At 73.3% G+C, this 19,108-nt stretch carries 14 protein-coding genes; 7 read left to right on the top strand and 7 right to left on the bottom strand.

Annotated features, from left to right (window positions below; all coding sequences use genetic code 11):
- Window positions 1-18: 18 nt before the first annotated feature.
- The gene (mfd, locus tag J7462_RS24650; RefSeq protein WP_219467176.1) at window positions 19-3,666 is read right to left on the bottom strand and encodes a transcription-repair coupling factor; all 3,648 of its coding nucleotides are present in this window, start codon (window positions 3,664-3,666) and stop codon (window positions 19-21) included.
- A 151-nt stretch (window positions 3,667-3,817) separates the two neighbouring features.
- Here mfd and J7462_RS24645 point away from each other — a divergent pair, with 151 nt between their 5' ends.
- Window positions 3,818-4,714, top strand: a complete 897-nt coding sequence (locus J7462_RS24645) for an AraC family transcriptional regulator (RefSeq protein ID WP_219467173.1) — start codon at window positions 3,818-3,820, stop codon at window positions 4,712-4,714.
- A 275-nt stretch (window positions 4,715-4,989) separates the two neighbouring features.
- Here J7462_RS24645 and J7462_RS24640 read toward each other — a convergent pair whose 3' ends face one another.
- Window positions 4,990-6,030 (bottom strand): S66 peptidase family protein, encoded by a 1,041-nt coding sequence (locus tag J7462_RS24640; RefSeq protein ID WP_219467171.1) that lies wholly within the window; start codon window positions 6,028-6,030, stop codon window positions 4,990-4,992.
- A gap of 83 nt (window positions 6,031-6,113) precedes the next feature.
- Between J7462_RS24640 and J7462_RS24635 the strand changes: the two genes are divergently transcribed.
- Both J7462_RS24635 and ppc read left to right on the top strand, forming a co-directional pair.
- Window positions 6,114-7,136, top strand: coding sequence for a hypothetical protein (locus J7462_RS24635; protein WP_219467169.1), 1,023 nt, complete (start codon window positions 6,114-6,116; stop codon window positions 7,134-7,136).
- Between the two features lie 164 nt (window positions 7,137-7,300).
- Complete coding sequence (ppc, locus tag J7462_RS24630) at window positions 7,301-10,087, top strand: phosphoenolpyruvate carboxylase (protein WP_219467167.1); 2,787 nt, start codon at window positions 7,301-7,303, stop codon at window positions 10,085-10,087.
- A 155-nt stretch (window positions 10,088-10,242) separates the two neighbouring features.
- On the opposite strand, the gene J7462_RS24625 is transcribed toward ppc, so the two are convergent.
- Window positions 10,243-11,028: a hypothetical protein gene (locus tag J7462_RS24625; RefSeq protein WP_219467166.1), complete on the bottom strand. Its 786-nt coding sequence runs from the start codon at window positions 11,026-11,028 to the stop codon at window positions 10,243-10,245.
- A gap of 53 nt (window positions 11,029-11,081) precedes the next feature.
- On the opposite strand from J7462_RS24625, the gene J7462_RS24620 reads away from it, so the two are divergent.
- A complete protein-coding gene (locus J7462_RS24620; RefSeq protein ID WP_219467163.1) occupies window positions 11,082-12,233 on the top strand; it encodes a DNA recombination protein RmuC in 1,152 nt (383 codons plus the stop codon).
- An 81-nt stretch (window positions 12,234-12,314) separates the two neighbouring features.
- Here the strand turns inward: J7462_RS24620 and J7462_RS24615 are convergent, their stop codons facing one another.
- Window positions 12,315-12,782, bottom strand: a complete 468-nt coding sequence (locus tag J7462_RS24615; RefSeq protein ID WP_208568558.1) for a hypothetical protein — start codon at window positions 12,780-12,782, stop codon at window positions 12,315-12,317.
- Between the two features lie 204 nt (window positions 12,783-12,986).
- Window positions 12,987-13,973 carry a 4-hydroxy-3-methylbut-2-enyl diphosphate reductase gene (locus J7462_RS24610; protein ID WP_219467161.1) on the bottom strand — a complete coding sequence of 329 codons (987 nt, stop codon included), beginning with the start codon at window positions 13,971-13,973 and terminating at the stop codon, window positions 12,987-12,989.
- A gap of 179 nt (window positions 13,974-14,152) precedes the next feature.
- Between J7462_RS24610 and xseA the strand changes: the two genes are divergently transcribed.
- Both xseA and J7462_RS24600 read left to right on the top strand, forming a co-directional pair.
- Entirely contained in the window at window positions 14,153-15,379 is a 1,227-nt protein-coding gene (gene xseA, locus J7462_RS24605; RefSeq protein ID WP_219467152.1) for an exodeoxyribonuclease VII large subunit, read from the top strand.
- The gene (locus J7462_RS24600) at window positions 15,376-15,588 is read left to right on the top strand and encodes an exodeoxyribonuclease VII small subunit (RefSeq protein ID WP_219467138.1); all 213 of its coding nucleotides are present in this window, start codon (window positions 15,376-15,378) and stop codon (window positions 15,586-15,588) included. The genes xseA and J7462_RS24600 overlap by 4 nt, the downstream gene beginning before the upstream one ends.
- A gap of 7 nt (window positions 15,589-15,595) precedes the next feature.
- On the opposite strand, the gene J7462_RS24595 is transcribed toward J7462_RS24600, so the two are convergent.
- Window positions 15,596-16,333: an alanyl-tRNA editing protein gene (locus J7462_RS24595; RefSeq protein WP_219467136.1), complete on the bottom strand. Its 738-nt coding sequence runs from the start codon at window positions 16,331-16,333 to the stop codon at window positions 15,596-15,598.
- Between the two features lie 39 nt (window positions 16,334-16,372).
- Entirely contained in the window at window positions 16,373-17,791 is a 1,419-nt protein-coding gene (locus tag J7462_RS24590; protein ID WP_219467133.1) for a PLP-dependent aminotransferase family protein, read from the bottom strand.
- Window positions 17,792-18,124: 333 nt separating this feature from the next.
- Here J7462_RS24590 and J7462_RS24585 point away from each other — a divergent pair, with 333 nt between their 5' ends.
- The gene (locus J7462_RS24585) at window positions 18,125-19,096 is read left to right on the top strand and encodes a serine O-acetyltransferase (protein ID WP_219467131.1); all 972 of its coding nucleotides are present in this window, start codon (window positions 18,125-18,127) and stop codon (window positions 19,094-19,096) included.
- The last annotated feature ends 12 nt before the right edge of the window (window positions 19,097-19,108 follow it).

Below are 19,108 nucleotides of genomic sequence, written 5' to 3'. Positions count from 1 at the left end.
CCGGACCCGACCGGCCGCTCATGCCCGCGCCCCGGCCAGCGGGGCCGGCTCGCCGAGGACGTCGGAGAGGAGCTGGGCGCACCACTCCAACAGCGCCTGGTCACGCAACGGCTCGCCACCGACCCGGCGGGTGCTCGGCCGGGGCACGCTGACCTGGTCGGTGGCCGGCTTGTAGACCGAGTCCGGGTGGTAGCGCTTGAGCCGCAACTGCTTGGAATCGGGCAACGGCAGCGGCCCGAACCGCAGGTGCTTGCCCTGCACGCTCACGTCGGAGAGGCCGTAGCGGCGGGCCAGCAACCGGAACCGGGCCACCGCGACCAGGTTCTGCACCGGGGCGGGCGGCTCGCCGTACCGGTCGGTCATCTCGGCGACCACCTCGCGCAGCCGCTCGTCGTCACGCGCCTCGGCGAGCTTGCGGTACATCTCCAGCCGCAGCCGCTCCACCCCCACGTAGTCCAGCGGCAGGTGCGCGTCGACCGGAAGATCGATGCGGACGTCGGTCGCCAGCTCGTCGGACTCGGTGCTCTCCCCCTTGAACGCCGACACCGCCTCGCCGACCATCCGGACGTACAGGTCGAACCCGACGCCCTCGATGTGTCCGGACTGCTCGCCGCCGAGCAGGTTGCCGGCGCCCCGGATCTCCAGGTCCTTCATCGCCACGTACATGCCCGCGCCCAGCTCGGTGTGCTGGGCGATGGTGGCCAACCGCTCGTGCGCGTGCTCGGTGAGCGGCTTCTCCGGCGGATAGAGGAAGTACGCGTACGCCCGCTCCCGGCCCCGACCCACCCTGCCCCGGATCTGGTGCAGCTGGGCCAGGCCGAGCAGGTCGGCCCGCTCCACGATGAGGGTGTTGGCGTTCGGGATGTCGATGCCGGACTCCACGATGGTGGTGCAGACCAGGACGTCGAACTCCTTCTCCCAGAAGCCGACCATCACCTTCTCCAGGGCCTCCTCGCCCATCTGCCCGTGGGCCACCGCCACCCGCGCCTCGGGCACCAGCTCGCGCAGCCTCCGCGCCGTCCGGTCGATCGACTCCACCCGGTTGTGCAGGTAGAAGACCTGCCCGTCGCGGAGCAACTCACGGTGGATGGACGCGGCCACCTGCCGGTCGTCGTACGACCCGACGAAGGTCAGCACCGGGTGCCGCTCCTCCGGCGGGGTGGCGATGGTCGACATCTCGCGGATGCCGGTGATCGCCATCTCCAGCGTCCGCGGGATCGGGGTGGCCGACATGCTCAGCACGTCGACCGAGGCGCGCAGCGTCTTGAGGTGCTCCTTGTGCTCGACGCCGAAGCGCTGCTCCTCGTCGATGACCACCATGCCGAGTTGCTTGAACCGGGTGGCCGTCTGGAGCAGCCGGTGGGTGCCGATGACGATGTCGACGGTGCCGTCGGCGACCATCTCCAACGTCCGTTCGCTCTCCTTGGCGGTCTGGAAGCGGGACAGCTGCCGGATGGTCACCGGGAACTGGTTCATCCGTTCGGCGAACGTGTTGTAGTGCTGCTGCACCAGCAACGTCGTCGGCACCAGCACCGCCACCTGCTTACCGTCCTGCACCGCCTTGAACGCCGCCCGGACGGCGATCTCGGTCTTGCCGTACCCGACGTCACCGCAGATCAGCCGGTCCATCGGGACGGTCTGTTCCATGTCCCGCTTGACCTCCTCGATGGCGGCCAACTGGTCGGGCGTCTCCTGCCACGGGAAGGCGTCCTCCAGCTCCCGCTGCCACGGGGAGTCCGGGGCGAACGCGTGCCCCTTGGACGCCTTGCGGGCGGCGTAGAGCTGGATCAGCTGGGCGGCGATCTCCCGGACCGCCTTGCGGGCGCGGGCCTTGGACTTCTGCCAGTCCGAGCCGCCCATCTTGTGCAGGGTGGGCTGCTCGCCGCCGACGTAGCGGGAGAGCTGGTCGAGCTGGTCGGTGGGGACGAAGAGCCGGTCGCCGGGCTGGCCGCGCTTGCTGGCCGCGTACTCGATGACCAGGTATTCGCGGGACGCGCCGTTGACGGTGCGCTGCACCAGCTCGACGTACCGGCCGATGCCGTGCTGCTCGTGCACGACGAAGTCGCCGGCCTTCAGCTCCAGCGGGTCGATGGTGTTGCGCCGCCGGCTCGGCATCTTGCGCATGTCCCGGGTGGAGGTGCCCCGGCCACCGGTGACGTCGTTGCCGGTGAGCAGCACGAACCTCGACGCCTCGTCGACGAAGCCGGCGGTCAGGCAGCCGCAGGTGACCAGCACCTCGCCGGGGGCGGGCGCGGCCGGCACCTGCTCGGTGAGCCGGGCGCCCAGGCCCGCGTCGCGGAGCACCTCGACGGCCCGCTGGGCGGGACCGTGCCCCTCGAAGACCAACGCGACCGCCCAGCCCTCGCCGGTCCAGCGCTTGATGTCGTCGACCACCCGGCCGGTCTCACCGTGGTAGAGCGGGGCCGGCTGGGCGGCCAGGGTCACCGTGATCGCGTCGTCGGGGGTCACGTCTCCCCCGCCCGGCGCATCCTCCCAGGGCTGCCGGGTGGGGGTGGCGGCGTCCGCCTCGACCAGCCCGAACGGGGCGAGGGTCCACCAGGGCTGGCGCAGGGCGCGGGCGGTGGCGCGTACCTCGGCCAGGGACTTGAAGGCGGCGGCGCCGAGGTCGACCGGGGCCTGGCCACCGACGGCGGCCGCGGCCCAGCTCGCCTGGAGGAACTCCTCCGAGGTACGCACCAGGTCGTGGGCCCGGGTGCGGATCCGCTCCGGGTCGCAGAGCAGCACGTGGGTGCCGGCCGGCATGGTGTCGACCAGCAGCTCCAGGCTCTCGCTGCCGAGCAGCGCCGGCACCAGCGACTCCATCCCCTCGACGGGGATGCCCTCGGCCAGCTTGTCGAGGATCTCGGCCAGTTCCGGGTGCTCCCCGGCGAGCGCGGCGGCCCGCCGGCGCACCGCCGGGGTCAGCAGCAGCTCCCGGCACGGCGGGGCCCACAGCTGCGGTACGCCTTCGATGGTGCGCTGGTCGGCGACGGCGAAGGTGCGGATCTCCTCCACCTCGTCACCCCAGAACTCGACCCGGGACGGGTGCTCGTCGGTGGGTGGGAAGACGTCCAGGATGCCGCCGCGCACGGCGAACTCGCCGCGTTTGGTGACCAGGTCGACCCGGGCGTACGCCAGGTCGGTGAGCCGGCGGGCGACCTGCTCCAGGTCGGCCTCCTCCCCGGCGGCGAGCTGCACCGGGTCCAGGTCGCCGAGGCCCTTGAGCTGTGGTTGCAGCAGCGAGCGCACCGGGGCCACCACCACCCGCAGCGGGCCGGTCACCCCCTGCGCGTCGGCGGTGTCGGGGTGGGCGAGGCGGCGCAGCACGGCCAGTCGCCGGCCGACGGTGTCGGAACGGGGTGAGAGCCGCTCGTGCGGCAGCGTCTCCCAGGACGGGAAGACCGCCACCTGCCCGGCCGGGAGCAGGCTGCCCAGCGCGGCGGCCAGGTCGTCGGCCTCCCGGCTGGTGGCGGTCACCGCGAGCACCGGCCGGCCGGCCCCGCCGACCGGCTCGTCGGCGGCGACGGCGGCCACGGCGAACGGGCGCAGCGCGGCCGGGGCGGTCAGGTCCAGCCCGTCGACCTGGGCGGCACCGGAGCGCGCCAGGTCACGAGCACGGGCCAGCCCGGGGTCGGCCAGGGCGGCGGAGAAGAGTCCGGTGAGCATCAGTGATCACTTCCAGGAAAGCCGCCGGTCGGCCCGGGGCGCGCGAAGATGCCCCCACGCCCGGCCGGGCCGGGGGGTGCACGGCCGCCAGCCTATCTCGCGAGGGAGACAATCGAGCCCGCAGCGGCGGTGCCGGAACGGGGGAGGACCAATGCCACAGCAGTGGGGCGCGGACCCACGCCAACAGACCACCCAGGGACGGTGGCGGGGTCTGGGCCTGCCCGACGGGATGACCTTCTACGAGGTGCGCTGCCTGATCGACGAGCCGGGCTGGGTGGGCCCGGTGCCCAACCTCGGCTACCGGGTCTACCTGGGGCGCTCCGGCGGATACCTGCGCCGGCTCAACGGTGAGATCGCGTTCGCCGATGCGACGTCGGTGCTGCTGACCCGACCCGGCGACGAGATGAGCGTGGCCCATCCGCTCGGCTGCGGCGACGTCTACTCGTGCCTGGAGATCCGCCCCGAGGTCCTCGAGGAACGCCCGGACGCCCGCGACTGGTTCACCCGGCGCAGCTGGGACGGTCAGCTCGACGCCGCGTTGGACCTGGAGCACCGGATGCTGGTGGCCCGCAGCCGGCGGGGTCTGGACGGCTTCGAGCTGACCGAGCACACCCACCAGTTCCTGGCCACCCTGCTCAGTGGCAGCCCGCTGGGCCGGGGTGCCCCGGGCGCGGACCTGGACCGTGCGGTGGGGCGGCGACCGGCCACCCTGGCCGCCCATCGACGCCTCGCCGACCAGGCCCGCCAGGTGCTCGCCGCGTCGGGTTTCACCCTGGGGCTCACCGAGGTCGCCCGGCTGGTCGGCTGCTCACCGCACCACCTGAGCCGGGTGTTCCAGCGGGTCACCGGGCGCAGCCTCACCGCCTACCGCAACGAGCTGCGGGTCCGGGCGGTGCTGGATCTGTTGGGCCGCTCCGATCCGCCCCGGCTGGTGACGATCGCCGCCGAGTACGGCTTCGCCGACCAGGCGCACCTGAGCCGGGTGGTCCGGGAGCGGGTCGGCCATCCGCCCGCCCGCCTGCGTCGACTGCTCGCACCCGCCGACTGACGGCCCGCTGCCCGGCACCCGGGCCGCGGGGCGCTCGTCGTGGCGGGGCCGCCGGTCGAACCGAACCGCGCACGAATCTTCAAGATTTCGACCCCCGTGCCAACCGAGGATGGAACAGCCAGCCCGGTCGGTCGACGTTGCGACGGCCGAGGGAGACGCGGACCTGTTCGGGGAGGCCCGCGTACCCCCCAGTCGGGCTGACCGGGGATGCCGTCCGGCGCCCGGTGGAGGTGCCGTACCCCGGTGCGGCACCTCCACACCCGGCCGCGTCCCGTTCAGTAGCGCACGGCGATGCGTCGTTCGACCGCGTCGACCCGGATCTCCCCGCCGTACGGGATGATCAACTGCGGGTCGGTGTGGCCCAGGTCGACGTCGAAGACCACCACCGCGTCCGGGCGGTACGCGCTCAGCGCCCGGACGATGGCACCCCGTTGGGCGGCGGCCCACGCCAGCCGTTGCGCCACCGGCAGCGGTCGTGCGAAGTCCCACGCCTTGGGCCGGCCGACGATGATCGCCGGGAAGGCGGCGAGCAGTCCCCGCTCCCCCATGTTCCGCACGATCCGGAACACCTCCTGCGCGTCGGGCAGCTCGTTGGAGGTCTCGACGACGAGCACCGAGCCGGCCAGTTCGGCGGCCGACGGGACCCGGTCGGCGGCCATCAGCCAGTGCAGGATCTCCAGGCAACCGCCCCAGGTCCGGCCCTCGACGACCGTCGACGGTCCCCGCCAGCGCCAGCCCTCGCCGGGCAGCATCGGCGGTTCGACCGTGAGCGTGGCGGGGTCCCGCCAGTCGCCCGGTTCGTCACCCCACTGCGGCGCGGGGGTCAGCTCGTACCAGTCGGAGGTGAACAGGGCGGCACGCAGCGAGTCGAGGGTCAGCGGGTGCGGCGCACCGGGTCGGCCGAGGTGCACCAGCACCGAGCCGCCGTGGTAGGCCACCATCCCCAGCCGGTAGAGGTGGTTGAGGACGTTGGTGTTGTCCGAGTAGCCGAAGTAGGGCTTCGGGTTGGCCCGCAGCACCGCGTCGTCGAGGTGCGGGGTGACGGTGATCAGGTCGTCGCCGCCGACGGTGGCGAGCACGGCGGTGACCGTCGGGTCGGCGAAGGCGGCGGTCAGGTCCCGCGCGCGGTCCCGGGGGTCGGCCCGGGTCTGCCTGGTGGTCGGGTACTCCACCGGCACCAGGCCGAACTCCTCGCGCAGCCGGTGCAGGCCCAGCTCGTACACGTGCGGGAACAGACCCGGCAGGCCGGCGGAGGGGGAGACGACGGCGACCCGGTCGCCCGGTTTCGGTTTGGCGGGGTACGCGGGACGGCTCACGGTCGGAACCTACCGCCCGTCACCAGCGGTTTTCGCCTGACGAAACCCCACAGGCCGGGCATTACGGGCCATAGGCTGAGCCGGTGGACGAGGAGCCGCGGACCCGGGCCTGGCTGCCCCGCACGGCGGCGCTGCTGTTCGGCACGCTGGTGCTGGCCAGCGCGTTCATCGCGGCCTACGTCGGCGCGCTGCACCAGCCGCACCCCCGGGACGTGCCGGTCGGGGTGGTGACCGGCGACCAGCGCGCCGAGGCGCTGCTGACCGCCGTGCGGGCCCGCACCGACACCATCGAGCCCATCGGGTACGCCGACCCGGGCGCGGCCGACGACGCCCTCACCGCCCGCCAGGTGTACGCCGTGCTCACCTCGGCCCCCGACGGCACGCTCACCCTCGCCACCGCCAGCGCCTCCGCCCCGGCCGCCACCGAACTGGTCACCGGGGTCCTCACCCCGGCCGCCCAGCAGGCCGGACTGCCGCTCACCGTCACCGACCAGGTGCCGGTCTCCCCCGACGACCCGCGCGGTCTGGTGCCGTTCTACCTGGCCGTCGGGCTGGTGCTCGGCGGCTACCTGGCCTCGACCGCGCTCGGCGTCTCGCTCGGCACCGCCCCACGCGGGCTGCGCCGGGCCGGACTGCGGATCGGCTCGCTGGCCGTGCACGCGGTGCTGCTCGGGACCATCGGCGCGGTGCTGGTCGGCCCGGTCCTCGACGTCTGGGACCACGACCTGGTCACGGTGGCGGCGGTCGGCACGCTCACCGTCTTCACCGCCGCGATGGTCGCCGCCGCCGTGCAGGGCTGGCTGGGACTGCTCGGCACCGGGCTGGTGATCCTGCTGCTGGTGGTGCTCGGCAACCCCGGCTCGGGCGGCATCTACGCCCCGGAGTTCCTGCCCGCCGCGCTGCGCGGGATGCACCGCTGGAACGTCCCCGGCCTCGCCACCGACCTGCTCAAGTCGGCCGTCTACTTCGACTGGCGGTCGGCCCGCTGGCCCCTGGCAGGGCTGCTGACCTGGGCCGTTCTGGGGCTGCTCGGCCTGCTCACCGCCGCCCGGTTCCGGGCCCGCCGGACCACCACCCACCGGGTCGACACCCGACCGGACGGGTGAGGCCGGACCGCCGGCGGGCGGGGTCGAATCCACCGGGCGGGGGTGGGACACGGCGATCGTGGGGAAGGTGACACACCGAACCCCTTCCTCGCCGACCGGGCCGCGCAGATACCATCCAGGGAGTCGGACAGCGCTGTCCTTCGTACTCACGTAAGGAGCGCACGGTGACCGACCAGCATGATCACGACGGGCCCGACGCCGCCCTGCGGGCCGACATCCGCCGGCTCGGCACCCTGCTCGGCCAGACCCTGGCCCGGCAGGAGGGTCGGCCGCTGCTCGACCTGGTCGAGGAGATCCGCGCCCAGGTCCGCTCCGACGCGCCGGCCGCCGCGCAGCGCCTCGGCGGGCTGGACGTGACCACCGGCACCAAGCTGGCCCGCGCCTTCTCCACCTACTTCCACCTGGCCAACATCACCGAGCAGGTGCACCGGGCCCGGGACCTGCGCCGCCGTCGGGCGATCCAGGGCGGCTGGCTCGATCAGGCCGCCAAGATGATCGCCGAGCGCGGGGTGCCGGCCGAGGAGATCGCCGCCGCCGCCCGCCGCCTCGCGGTACGCCCCGTCTTCACCGCCCACCCCACCGAGGCGGCCCGCCGGTCGATCCTGTCCAAGCTGCGCGCCATCGCCGACGAACTGGACACCGAGACCGCCAACGCCATCCTCTACGGTGCGAGCGACGAGGGCCCGGCCAACCGCCGCCTCGCCGAACTGCTCGACCTGATGTGGCAGACCGACGAGCTGCGCCTCGACCGGCCCGACCCGACCGACGAGGCCCGCAACGCCATCTACTACCTGCGCGACCTGTACGCCGAGGCCGCCCCGCAGGTGCTCGACGACCTGGCCGACACGCTGCGCACCCTCGGCGTGGAGACCTCGCCGACGTCGCGCCCGCTGACCTTCGGCACCTGGATCGGCGGCGACCGGGACGGCAACCCGTTCGTCACCCCCGTGGTCACCCGGGAGGTGCTGCGCATCCAGCACGAGCACGGCATCACCGCCACCGAGGCGGCGATGGAGCACCTGGTCAACGAGGTCTCCGTCTCCCGCCGGCTACGCGCCGTGTCGCTGGACCTGTCGGCCAGCCTCGCCGCCGACCTGGACGCGCTGCCCGAGGTGGCCCCCCGGTTCCGCCGGGTCAACGCCGAGGAGCCCTACCGGCTCAAGGCCCGCTGCGTGAAGGCGAAGCTGGCCAACACCCGGGAGCGGCTGCGCGCCGGCACCCCGCACGTGCCGGGCCGCGACTACCAGGGCTCCGGCGAGCTGATCGCCGACCTGGAGCTGCTGCGCGCCTCGCTGGCCCGCAACTCCGGGCAGCTCACCGCCGTCGGCCGGCTCGCCTCGACCATCCGTACCGTCTCCGCGTTCGGCCTGCACCTGGCCACCATGGACGTACGGGAGCACGCCGAGAAGCACCACGAGGTGCTCACCCAGCTCTACGCGGCGGTCGGCGAGGTGTCGGACTACCCGTCGCTGACCCGGCTGGAGCGCACCAAGCTGCTCGCCGACGAGCTGACCGGCCGCCGGCCGCTGTCCGCCCTGGACACCCCGCTGACCGAGGGGGCGCGCAAGACGTTCGACGTGTTCGGGACCATCCGCGAGGCGCAGGACCGGTTCGGTGGCGAGGTCATCGAGTCGTACATCATCTCGATGACCCTCGGCGTGGACGACGTCCTCGCGGCGGTGGTGTTGGCCCGGGAGGCCGGCCTGGTCGACGTGCACACCGGGCGGGCCCGGATCGGCTTCGTGCCGCTGCTGGAGACCCCGGCCGAGCTGAACGCCGGCGGCGAGATGCTCAACGAACTGCTCTCCCTGCCGGCCTACCGGGCGCTGGTCGCGGCCCGGGGCGACGTGCAGGAGGTGATGCTGGGCTACTCCGACTCCAACAAGGAGGCCGGCATCACCACCAGCCAGTGGTCGATCCACCGGGCCCAGCGGGCGCTGCGGGACGTGGCCGCCCAGCACGGCGTGCACCTGCGGTTGTTCCACGGCCGGGGCGGCACGGTCGGGCGCGGCGGCGGCCCCACCCACGAGGCGATCCTGGCCCAGCCGTACGGCACCCTGGACGGCGCGATCAAGGTGACCGAGCAGGGTGAGGTCATCTCCGACAAGTACACCCTGCCGGCGCTGGCCCGGGAGAACCTGGAACTGACCGTGGCCGCGGTGCTCCAGGCCACGCTGCTGCACACCGCACCCCGGCAACCCGCCGAGCAGTTGGAGACCTGGGACGCGGCGATGGACGTGGTCTCCGAGTCGGCCTTCCGGTCCTACCGTGGGCTGGTGGAGGACCCGGACCTGCCGGCGTACTTCTGGGCGTCCACGCCGACCGAGCTGCTCGGTGCGCTCAACATCGGCTCCCGGCCGGCGAAGCGGCCCAACACCGGGGCCGGTCTGGGCGGCCTGCGGGCCATCCCGTGGGTGTTCGGCTGGACGCAGACCCGGCAGATCGTGCCCGGCTGGTTCGGGGTCGGCTCCGGCCTCGCCGCCGCCCGCGCCGCCGGCCTGGAGGACGTGCTGGCCGAGATGAACCGCAACTGGCACTTCTTCCGCACGTTCCTGTCCAACGTGGAGATGATGCTGACCAAGACCGACCTCAGCATCGCCCGCCGGTACGTCGAGACGCTGGTTCCGGAGCAGCTGCACCCGATCTTCGACAAGATCGAGCAGGAGTACGAGCTGACCAAGCAGGAGGTGCTGGCGGTCACCTCGTCGCCGGCCCTGCTGGAGAACTCACCGGTGCTCCAACGCACCCTCGCGGTGCGCGACACCTACCTGGAGCCGCTGCACCACCTCCAGGTGGCGTTGCTGCGGCAGTACCGGGACTCCGGCGCCGCCGGCCGGGCGGTGGCCACCGCGCCGGGCGGCCGACGCGCCCCCAGCGACGGTACGGCCCTGGAGCGTGCCCTGCTCACCACGGTCAACGGCATCGCGGCCGGGATGCGCAACACCGGCTGACGCGCCGGGCCCCTGCCGACGCCACGGCTACCGCAGGGGCCCGCTCGGCCCGGCCGCAGCGATCCAGGCCGGCCGAAGCGATCCGGGCCGGCCCGGATCGCGGTAGGTGCGCGGCGGGTAGGGACCGGTCGGGGCCCACAGCGTGAGCCCTGACGTCAGAAGTCGCCACCACCGCCGAAGTCGCCACCCCCGAAGTCGCCGCCGCCGAACCCACCGCCGCCGAAGTCCCCGGCGGTGCCGAAGTCACCGCCGCCGGCGTCCCCGGCGGTGCCGAAATCACCGCCGAAGTCCGCGCCGTCGCCGAAGCCCTCCTGGTAGCCGGCGTCGTAACCCGGGTCGGCGAACGCCGGCGAGAAGAGCGCGTCGGCGATCAGCATCCCGCCGACCACACCGACGCCCGCCCCCAACGCGGTCTTCCACCAGGGCGTCGAGTACCAGCCGGCCGGCACCGGCCGCCCCTGGTAGCGCCCGCCCGGGTAGTAGTACGGGGTGTCCCGGCCGGGCTGCGGGCCGGCCCTGAACGTCTGCCCCTGCACGTCCACCTGACGCTCCCGGGTGATCTCCCCGGCCCCCTGCGCGGCGGCGAGCGGGGGCAGCTCCGGGCCCGGGTCCAGGCCGAGCGCCACCCGGGCCGCCCGCGCGTAGGCGAGCCCCTCCAACGCGGTCTCCCGGGCCAGCCGGAACTGGTGCACCGTCCGGGCCTGCTCCAACTGGCTGCCCGCCGCGTTGTACCGCTCACCCGCGTCGACCAGGGCCTGACGCACCGCCGGGTCGTCGCCGTGCAGGTTCATCACCTGACCGCCGAGGCGTTCGTACCACCGTTGGGCGTCGGCCCGCACGTCCGCGAGGCTGCGCGCCTCCCGGGCCGCCTTCTCCCGCCGCCACCAGACGAAACCACCGACCAGCAGGGCGATCAGGATCGCCACGAGCAGAAATTCCATCCTACGAACGTACCCGGGGGCGTCGAGTCGTACCCGTTTGGCAAGCTCTGGTGATGGACTTCTCGACGCTGGCCGTGGTGGTGGTCTGTCTCGCCGCCGGTGGAGCCCTCGGCTGGTACGCCGCCCGCTCCCGGTCGGCCACCGAGATCGCCCGGCTGGAGGCCACCCTCGCCGCCACCCGGGAAGGCGAGGGCCGGTTGGAGCAGTCGATGCGGGCGCTCAGCTACGAGGCGACCGCCCAGTCCCAGGAGGCGGTGGCCCGCGCGGTGGCCCCGCTGCACGACACCCTGCGCCGCTACGAGACCCGGGTCGGCGAGCTGGAACGCGACCGGGTCGACGCCTACGCCGAGCTGCGCGAACAGGTCCGCTCCATGGGGGCGGTCTCCAGCGAGCTGAGCACCGAGACCAAACAGCTGGTCGCCGCGCTGCGCGCCCCGCAGGTACGCGGGCGTTGGGGCGAGCACCAGCTCCGTCGGATCGTCGAGGCGGCCGGCATGCTGGAGCACTGCGACTTCAGCGAACAGGTCACCGCCACGACCGACCACCAGGGGGTCCGCCCCGACCTGGTGGTCCGGTTGCACGGCGGGCGCACGGTGGTGGTGGACGCCAAGGCACCCTTCGACGCCTACCTGACGGCGATGGAGGCGCGCGACGAGCACGGCCGCGACACCCACCTCGACCGGCACGCCAAGCACCTGCGCGGGCACGTCGACGCGCTGGCCGCGAAGACCTACTGGGCGGCGTTCGACGACACCCCCGAGTTCGTGGTGCTGTTCGTGCCGGCCGACCCGTTCCTGGACGTGGCGTTGCAGCGCGACCCGACGCTGCTGGAGCACGCGTTCGCCCGCAACGTGGTGCTGGCCACCCCGGCCACCCTGGTCGCGCTGCTGCGTACGGTGGCCTACTCGTGGCGGCAGGAGGCGCTGGCCCGCAACGCGGTGGCGGTGCACTCGCTGGCCCGCGAGCTGTACGGCCGACTGTCCACCCTGGGCGATCACGTCGGCAAGCTCGGCACCTCGCTCGGTGGCGCGGTGACGGCGTACAACCGGGCGGTCGGTTCGTTGGAGGCACGGGTGCTGGTCAGTGCGCGCAAGCTGGCCGAGCTGGGCGTCTCCGACCAGGAGCTGGCCGTCCCCGCCCAGGTCGAGCTGGCCCCCCGCCAGCCCCAGGCCCCCGAGCTGCTCCCCACCGACGACCGCTCCTAGGCCGCCCCCACCCGCTCCACCTACCGGTCCGGCCCGCAGGCCCCGGGCACGGCCGCAGGCGTGGGCACCGGGCCGGGCGGGTCAGGAGCGGCGGGCGGATTCCACCACGAACGGGACACCCTGCTGGCAGGTGCTCATCAGGTCGGGCTGGGCCCGGCCGGTGACGCTGACCCGGGCCCCCACGACGAGCACGTCCTTGGGGCCGCCGACGAGTTGGTGCCCGTCGAGCAGCAGGCAGCCCGGCTCGACCCCCGACTCGACCGTGCCGGTCAGCTCGGTCGCGCCCGGACCGGGCGGCACCTTCGGCCCGCCACCGGGCAACTTGGGCCCGCCGGGTGGCACCGACGCGCCGGGTGGCACCGGGCCTGCGGGTGACGTGGACGGGGCCACCGAGGCCGGCGACGCGGACGGCGACGGGGTGGCCGGGTCCGTCGGGGAGCTGGTCGGCACGGCCGGGGGGCCGGTGACGTCGGCATCGTCCCCGCCACAGCCGGTGAGCGCCACACCGGCGGCCAGCAGCACGACCAACGCCATCCGAGGAGTTCTCATACCCACTGGGACGCACCCCTTCCGCGTTCCGTTCCGTGGGACCGGCATCGATCCCCGGGGAAACCCGTCGGTCCCGGCCACGGGCCCCGACGACCCCGGGCACGAAAGGCCCGACAGCCCAGCGGGCGGCGGTCACCCAGCCCAACGCGGCGGACCGTCAGCGCAGCGCAGCGGCGGCCCGTCAGCCCAGGACGCGGCGGACCGTCAGCCGCGGGCGGCGGCGGCCTTCATGTCGCGCTTGAGTTCCTGGGGCAGTGAGAAGGTCAGCCGCTCGTTGGCGGTGACCACCTCGTCGACGTCGGTGAAGCCCCGCTCGGCCAGGTGGGCCAGCACCTCCTGGACCAGCTCGTCGGGCACGCTCGCACCGGAGGTCAGCCCGACGGTGGCGGCACCGGTCAGCCAGGCGTCGTCGATCTCGTGGGCGAAGTCGACCAGGTGCCCCGCGCGGGCCCCGGCGTCCAGGGCCACCTCGACCAGGCGTACCGAGTTGGAGGAGTTGCGCGAGCCGACCACGATCACCACGTCGCAGTCGGGGGCGATCTCCTTGACCACGTGCTGCCGGTTGGAGGTGGCGTAGCAGATGTCGTCGCTGGGCGGCGACTGGAGCAGCGGCAGCCGGGTCTTGAGCCGGGCCACCGTCTCCAGCGTCTCGTCGACCGACAGGGTGGTCTGGGAGAGCCAGACGACCTTGCTCGGGTCCCGCACGGTGATCGTGTCGGCGTCGTCGGGGCCGTCGACCAGCTGGATGTGGGCGGGAGCCTCCCCGGCGGTGCCGATGACCTCTTCGTGCCCCTCGTGGCCGATCAGCAGGATGTCGTAGTCCTCGGCGGCGAACCGCTTGGCCTCCTGGTGCACCTTGGTCACCAGCGGGCAGGTCGCGTCGATCGCCTTGAGCGACCGGGCCTTGGCCTGCTCGTAGACCTCGGGGGCGACACCGTGCGCGGAGAAGATGACGGTGGCGCCCTCGGGCACCTCCTCGTTCTCCTCCACGAAGATCGCGCCCTGGGCCTCCAGGGTCTGCACCACGTGCTTGTTGTGCACGATCTGCTTGCGGACGTAGATCGGGGCACCGTAGAGCTTCAGCGCCTCCTCGACGGTCTGCACCGCCCGGTCCACCCCCGCGCAGTAGCCGCGGGGCTTGGCCAGGAGCACGCGCTTGCCGGTCTTGGGGGTCGCCTCAGCCTCGGTCACCCGCCCATCGTACGTGCCGGCATCCCCACCGGCAGGAGCTGCGACCCGTACCACAGCGGGGGTACGCCGTCCCGTCCCGTGGCGTGCTCACGCGGCAGCTCCCGGGACCCGGCCGGGACGCGTGGCGCGGGCGGTCGGGGCTGCCCCGGGTCGTCGGAGGCGGACCGTAGGGTGGGCGGGTGACCGACGCCCCCCGCAGCACCCCCGAGGAACCCTGGCCGGTCCGGGTGGTCAGCCAGAAGGTCGGCGCCTGGATCGCCAAGCTCGGCTGGGTCTGGGTCGACGGGCAGGTGGCGCAGATCAGCCGCCGGCCGGGGGCGGGCACGGTCTTCCTCACCCTGCGCGACCCGTCGGCCGACCTCAGCCTCACCGTCACCACCAACCGGGACGTCCTGGACGCCGGTGCACCGGAGCTGCGCGAGGGCGCCCGGGTGGTGCTGCACGCCAAGCCGGAGTTCTATGCCGCCCGGGGCACGCTGAGCCTGCGCGCCGACGAGATCCGCCAGGTGGGGCTCGGTGAGCTGCTGGCCCGGCTGGAGAAGCTCAAGAAGCTGCTCGCCGCCGAGGGGTTGTTCGACCGGGCCCGCAAGCGCCGGCCGCCGTTCCTGCCACAGCGGATCGGCCTGGTCACCGGCCGGGCGTCGGCCGCCGAGCGGGACGTGTTGACCAACGCCCGGCGACGCTGGCCGGCGGTGGAGTTCCGCACCGTCAACGTGGCGGTGCAGGGGCCGGGTGCGGTGTCGCAGATCGTCGACGCGTTGCGGGTCCTCGACGCCGACGAGACCATCGACGTGATCATCCTGGCCCGGGGCGGCGGCGGCATCGAGGATCTGCTGCCCTTCTCCGACGAGGCGCTGTGCCGGGCGGTCTTCGCCTGCCGTACCCCGGTGGTCAGCGCGATCGGCCACGAGACGGACGCCCCGCTTGTCGACTACGTCGCCGACGTGCGCGCCTCCACCCCGACGGACGCCGCCAAGCGGGTCGTCCCCGACCTGGCCGACGAGGTACGCCTGATCGGCCAGGCCCGGTCCCGGCTGGAGCGGGCGGTCCGCAACCTGGTCGACCGGGAGTCGCACCGGCTGACCCTGCTGCGCTCCCGGCCGGTGCTGGCCCGCCCGCAGGTGATGGTCGAGCAGCGCGCGGCCGAGGTGTCGGCGTTGCGGGACCGGGCGGGGCGCAACCTGCACCACCGGCTCGACGCGGCCACCGGCGACCTGCGGCACACCCTGGCCCGGTTGCGGGCGCTCTCCCCCGCCGCCACCCTCGACCGGGGTTACGCCATCGTGCAACGGGCCGACGGGCACGTGGTCCGGGCGGCCGGCGAGGTGGCCACGGGCGATCCGCTGCGGGTACGCCTCGCCGAGGGCGAACTGACCACGACCGTCGAGGAGACGAGGACGAGATGAGCGACCGGAAAGCCGACGAGCAGCTCAGCTACGAGCAGGCCCGGGCCGAACTGGCCCAGGTGGTGGAGCGGCTGGAGGCGGGTGGCACCTCGTTGGAGGAGTCGCTGGCGTTGTGGGAGCGCGGCGAGCGGCTGGCCGCCGCCTGCCAACGCTCCCTCGACGGCGCGCGGGCCCGGATCGACGCCGCCCGGTCGGCCACCGACGCCTGATCCGGCGTCAGCCGACCAGGCGGATGCGGACCCGACGGTTCTGCTTGCCCTTGCTCTCCACCTTGACCACCTGGAGCCGCCCGACCTGCCCGATGGACGCGACGTGGGTGCCGCCGTCGGCCTGCACGTCGAGCCCTTCGATGTCGACGATGCGGACCTCCTGCTCGTCCGGGGGGATGAGGTTGGTCTGGGTGCGCACGATGTCGGGGATGGCCAACGCCTCGTCTCGGGGCAGCACCCGCACGGAGATCCGCCGGTCGGTGGCCAACTCCTTGTTGACCGCCTCCTCCAGCAGCCCCTTGAAGCCCTCGGGGGGCTGCGGCAGGTTGAAGTCCATCCGGGCCTCGCCCGGCTCCATGTTGCCGCCGGTCACCAGCGCGCCGAAGTCGCGGAACACCACCCCGCAGAGCACGTGCAGCCCCGAGTGGGTACGCATCAGCGTGAACCGGCGTTCGTCCTCGATCGCGCCCTGGACCTCGGCGTCGACCGGCGGCGTCGGGTCGCCCTCGGCGGGGATCAGGTAGAGGTCGTCACCCTTGTGGGTGCCGACGATCCGGGTCTGCACCCCCTGCCACAGCAGGACGCCGTGGTCCGGTGGCTGTCCGCCGCCGCCGGGGTAGAAAGCGGACCGGTCCAGCACGATGCCGCGCTCGGGGTCGACGTGCACGACCCGGCAGGTCCACTCGCGCAGGGACGGGTCGGCGAGGTCGAGACGTTCGGTGCGTCCGTGGTGGGAGATGCCCATGGGGGCGCAGCGTACTACCGATCGTCGCGCATCGTGAGCCTAGCCACGCCCGGCCTCGGCCCAGTAGCCGGCCAGCCGTTTGACCACCTCGACCAGCTCCCCCTCGTCGAGGGTGAAGGGAAGCCGGACATGGTCCAGGTAGGAGCGCGCCCCCACGGCGAAGTGCGCACCCAGCATCAACTGCATGCCGTGGTGCTGGGCGACGTGGTTGAGCTGTTGCAGCGGTCGGGGGGTCGCGCACCAGACGCTGAGCCCGCCGTGCGGTGACTCGTACCGCCACTGCGGCAGGTGCTCGGCGAGCGCGGCGAGCAGGGTGTCGCGACGGAGGAGGAGGTCCCGTTGCCGTTCGAGCCGGATCTGCGGCAGGTCGTCGAGGAGTTCGACGGCGAGCAACTGGGTGGGCAGCGGGCAGCCCAGGTCGTACATGGCCCGCAGGTGCACGATCCGTTGCAGCTCCCGGCGGGGCCCGACCAGCCAGCCGATCCGCAGCCCCGGCCAGCAGACCTTGCTGAGGCTGCCCACCGTGTAGATCTGCGCGCCGGGGGCGTACGCGGCGATCGGGGGCGGCGGGAGGGGGCCGTCGATCCGGGTGTCGGCGAGGGTGAGGTCCTCCACCAGCGGGACCCCGTACCGGCGGGCGATGGCGGCGACCGCTGCGCGGCGCTGCTCGGTCATCGTCCACCCGGTCGGGTTGTGGTATGTCGGGATGACATAGATGAAGGAGGGTTCGTACCGGCGGACGGCTGCCTCGACCGCCTGCGGGTCGGCCCCCTCCCGCTCGATCGGCACCACGACCAGCCGTAGTCCGGCGGTACGCAGCGACGCCAGCACGGTCGGGCAGGTCAGCTCCTCCACCAGCACGGTGTCGCCCCGGCGGGTCAACACCCCGGCCAGCAGGGACAGCGCCTGGGTCGCGCCGTTGGTGACGATCACCTCCTCGGCGGCGGTGACCCGGCCGTCGGCGGTCAGCTTGCCGGCGATCCGGTCCCGCAGCGCGGGGTAGCCGGCCGGTTCGTACACCCGGCCGGGCAGTGCCGCGGCGGCCAGGGCGGGCAGCCGGGACATCGCCGTCATCAGCCATGGGCCGGGCGGTGGCGCCGGGACCGTCAGGTCGACGGTACGCACCCGGTCGCGGACGACGTCGGCGATGAAACCGCTCGCCGCGGCACCGTAGTCGGCGGGCGGCAGGACGGCGGGTTGGGCGTGCGCGACCCGGGTGCCGCTGCCCTGGAGGCTGACCAGCCAACCCTCGTCCTTCAACAGGCTGTACGCCTGGGCGATGGTCGTCCGGCTGACGGACAGCACCACGGCGAGCCGGCGTTCCGGGGGCAGCTCGCTGCCCGGGGGCAGCGAGCCGAGGCGGATCAGCAGCCGCAGCTGCTCGGCCAGCCCCCGGTAGAGCCGGGTCTGGTCCTGCTTCCACGCACCGAGCTGAGCCGCCAACTCTTCCGCGTTCATGCTCTCCCCCCAATGGACTGAGGATTGGCTATTTCCCTCAGCCACTGACTTGAGCAATATTCCATCGTCACGTTAGCGGGGGGCTGTGACTACCACCTGGTAACGCCCCGTGCCCGCTCGGCGGCCATTGCCAGCTTCCCGGGTCGTGACACCGCAGCGAGTGTCACCTCACTCGAGCCGCCAAAGGAGACGGTTCACAGCAGAACGGGGAGCAGGAGCCGCATGGAGTCGTCGTTGCACGAAACCGCAGGCTCGACCGGCACCGGGCAGCGCGTGCCCGGCCCCCGTACCGGCTCCACACCGCCCCCGGGGCCGGACGACAGGCCGTCACCGGTGACCTCCCGGGCGGCAGACGTCGCCCAGGAGTCGACCGACGCCCTGGAGCCGCTGCTGCGGCAGGAGATCGTGCGCATCACCGAGGCCGAGGCGTCCTCGTCGGTGACCCAGGTGCTGCTGTCCCCGCAACGACTGCGCACCATCTGCGCGCACGCCATGGAGGACCTGCTCGCGCTGGCCCGCCGGGACCCGGCCGCCGGCAGTTCGTGGCGGTACGTCTGGGACAGCTACATCGCCTACCGGGCCACCCTCGCCTACCGGGTGGCGCACGCCATCCACCAGGCCGAGGACACCCCGCTGGGTCAGGACGTCCGGCTCGCCGTGGCCCGTCGGGTCTCCGAGGTCGCCAAGGTCCGCACCGGCGTGGAGATCCACCCCGCCGCCCGCATCGGACGACGGCTGATCATCGACCACGGGCTCGGCACGGTGATCGGCGAGACCACGGTGATCGGCGACGACGCGTACATCCTCCAGGGTGTGGTGCTCGGTGCCCGGGGCATCGCCGACAACCCCAACGGCAGGCGGCACCCCCGGCTCGGGGACCGGGTCGAGGTGGGGGCGTTCGCCCGCATCCTCGGTGCGGTGACGGTCGGCGACGACGTGCTGATCGGGCCCGGGATCATCGTCACCACCGACGTGCCGAGCCACCGCCGGGTCCGGCTGCTCAACCAGTACCAGGGCACCTCCGGCGAGTGCAACGTCCGGGTCTTCGGCGTCGTACCGGTCTGCGAGGGCGTGGTCGAGGTGCACGGCACCGGTCTCGCCGCGATCGAGGTCGACCTGGTGACCAGCACCGGCCAGCACCGCCCGGTGGTGGTCCTCGAACGCGACGACCGGCGGGTCCGGTGCGCGGTGAACCGTCCCGGCACCGACGAGCGGCTCCGGATCATCGACACCTGCGGGAACGAGACGGTCCTCTACAACCTCCAGCAACTCTGGCGAGCGCTCGACGAGTTCGGCTTCGCGTGACCAGGAGATGAC

Source organism: Micromonospora sp. RL09-050-HVF-A (assembly GCF_019374995.1).
GTDB classification, from domain to species: Bacteria; Actinomycetota; Actinomycetes; order Mycobacteriales; family Micromonosporaceae; genus Micromonospora; species Micromonospora antibiotica.
The sequence above is the reverse complement of the archived record's forward strand: the minus strand, read 5'-3'. Positions and strand labels throughout refer to the sequence as shown.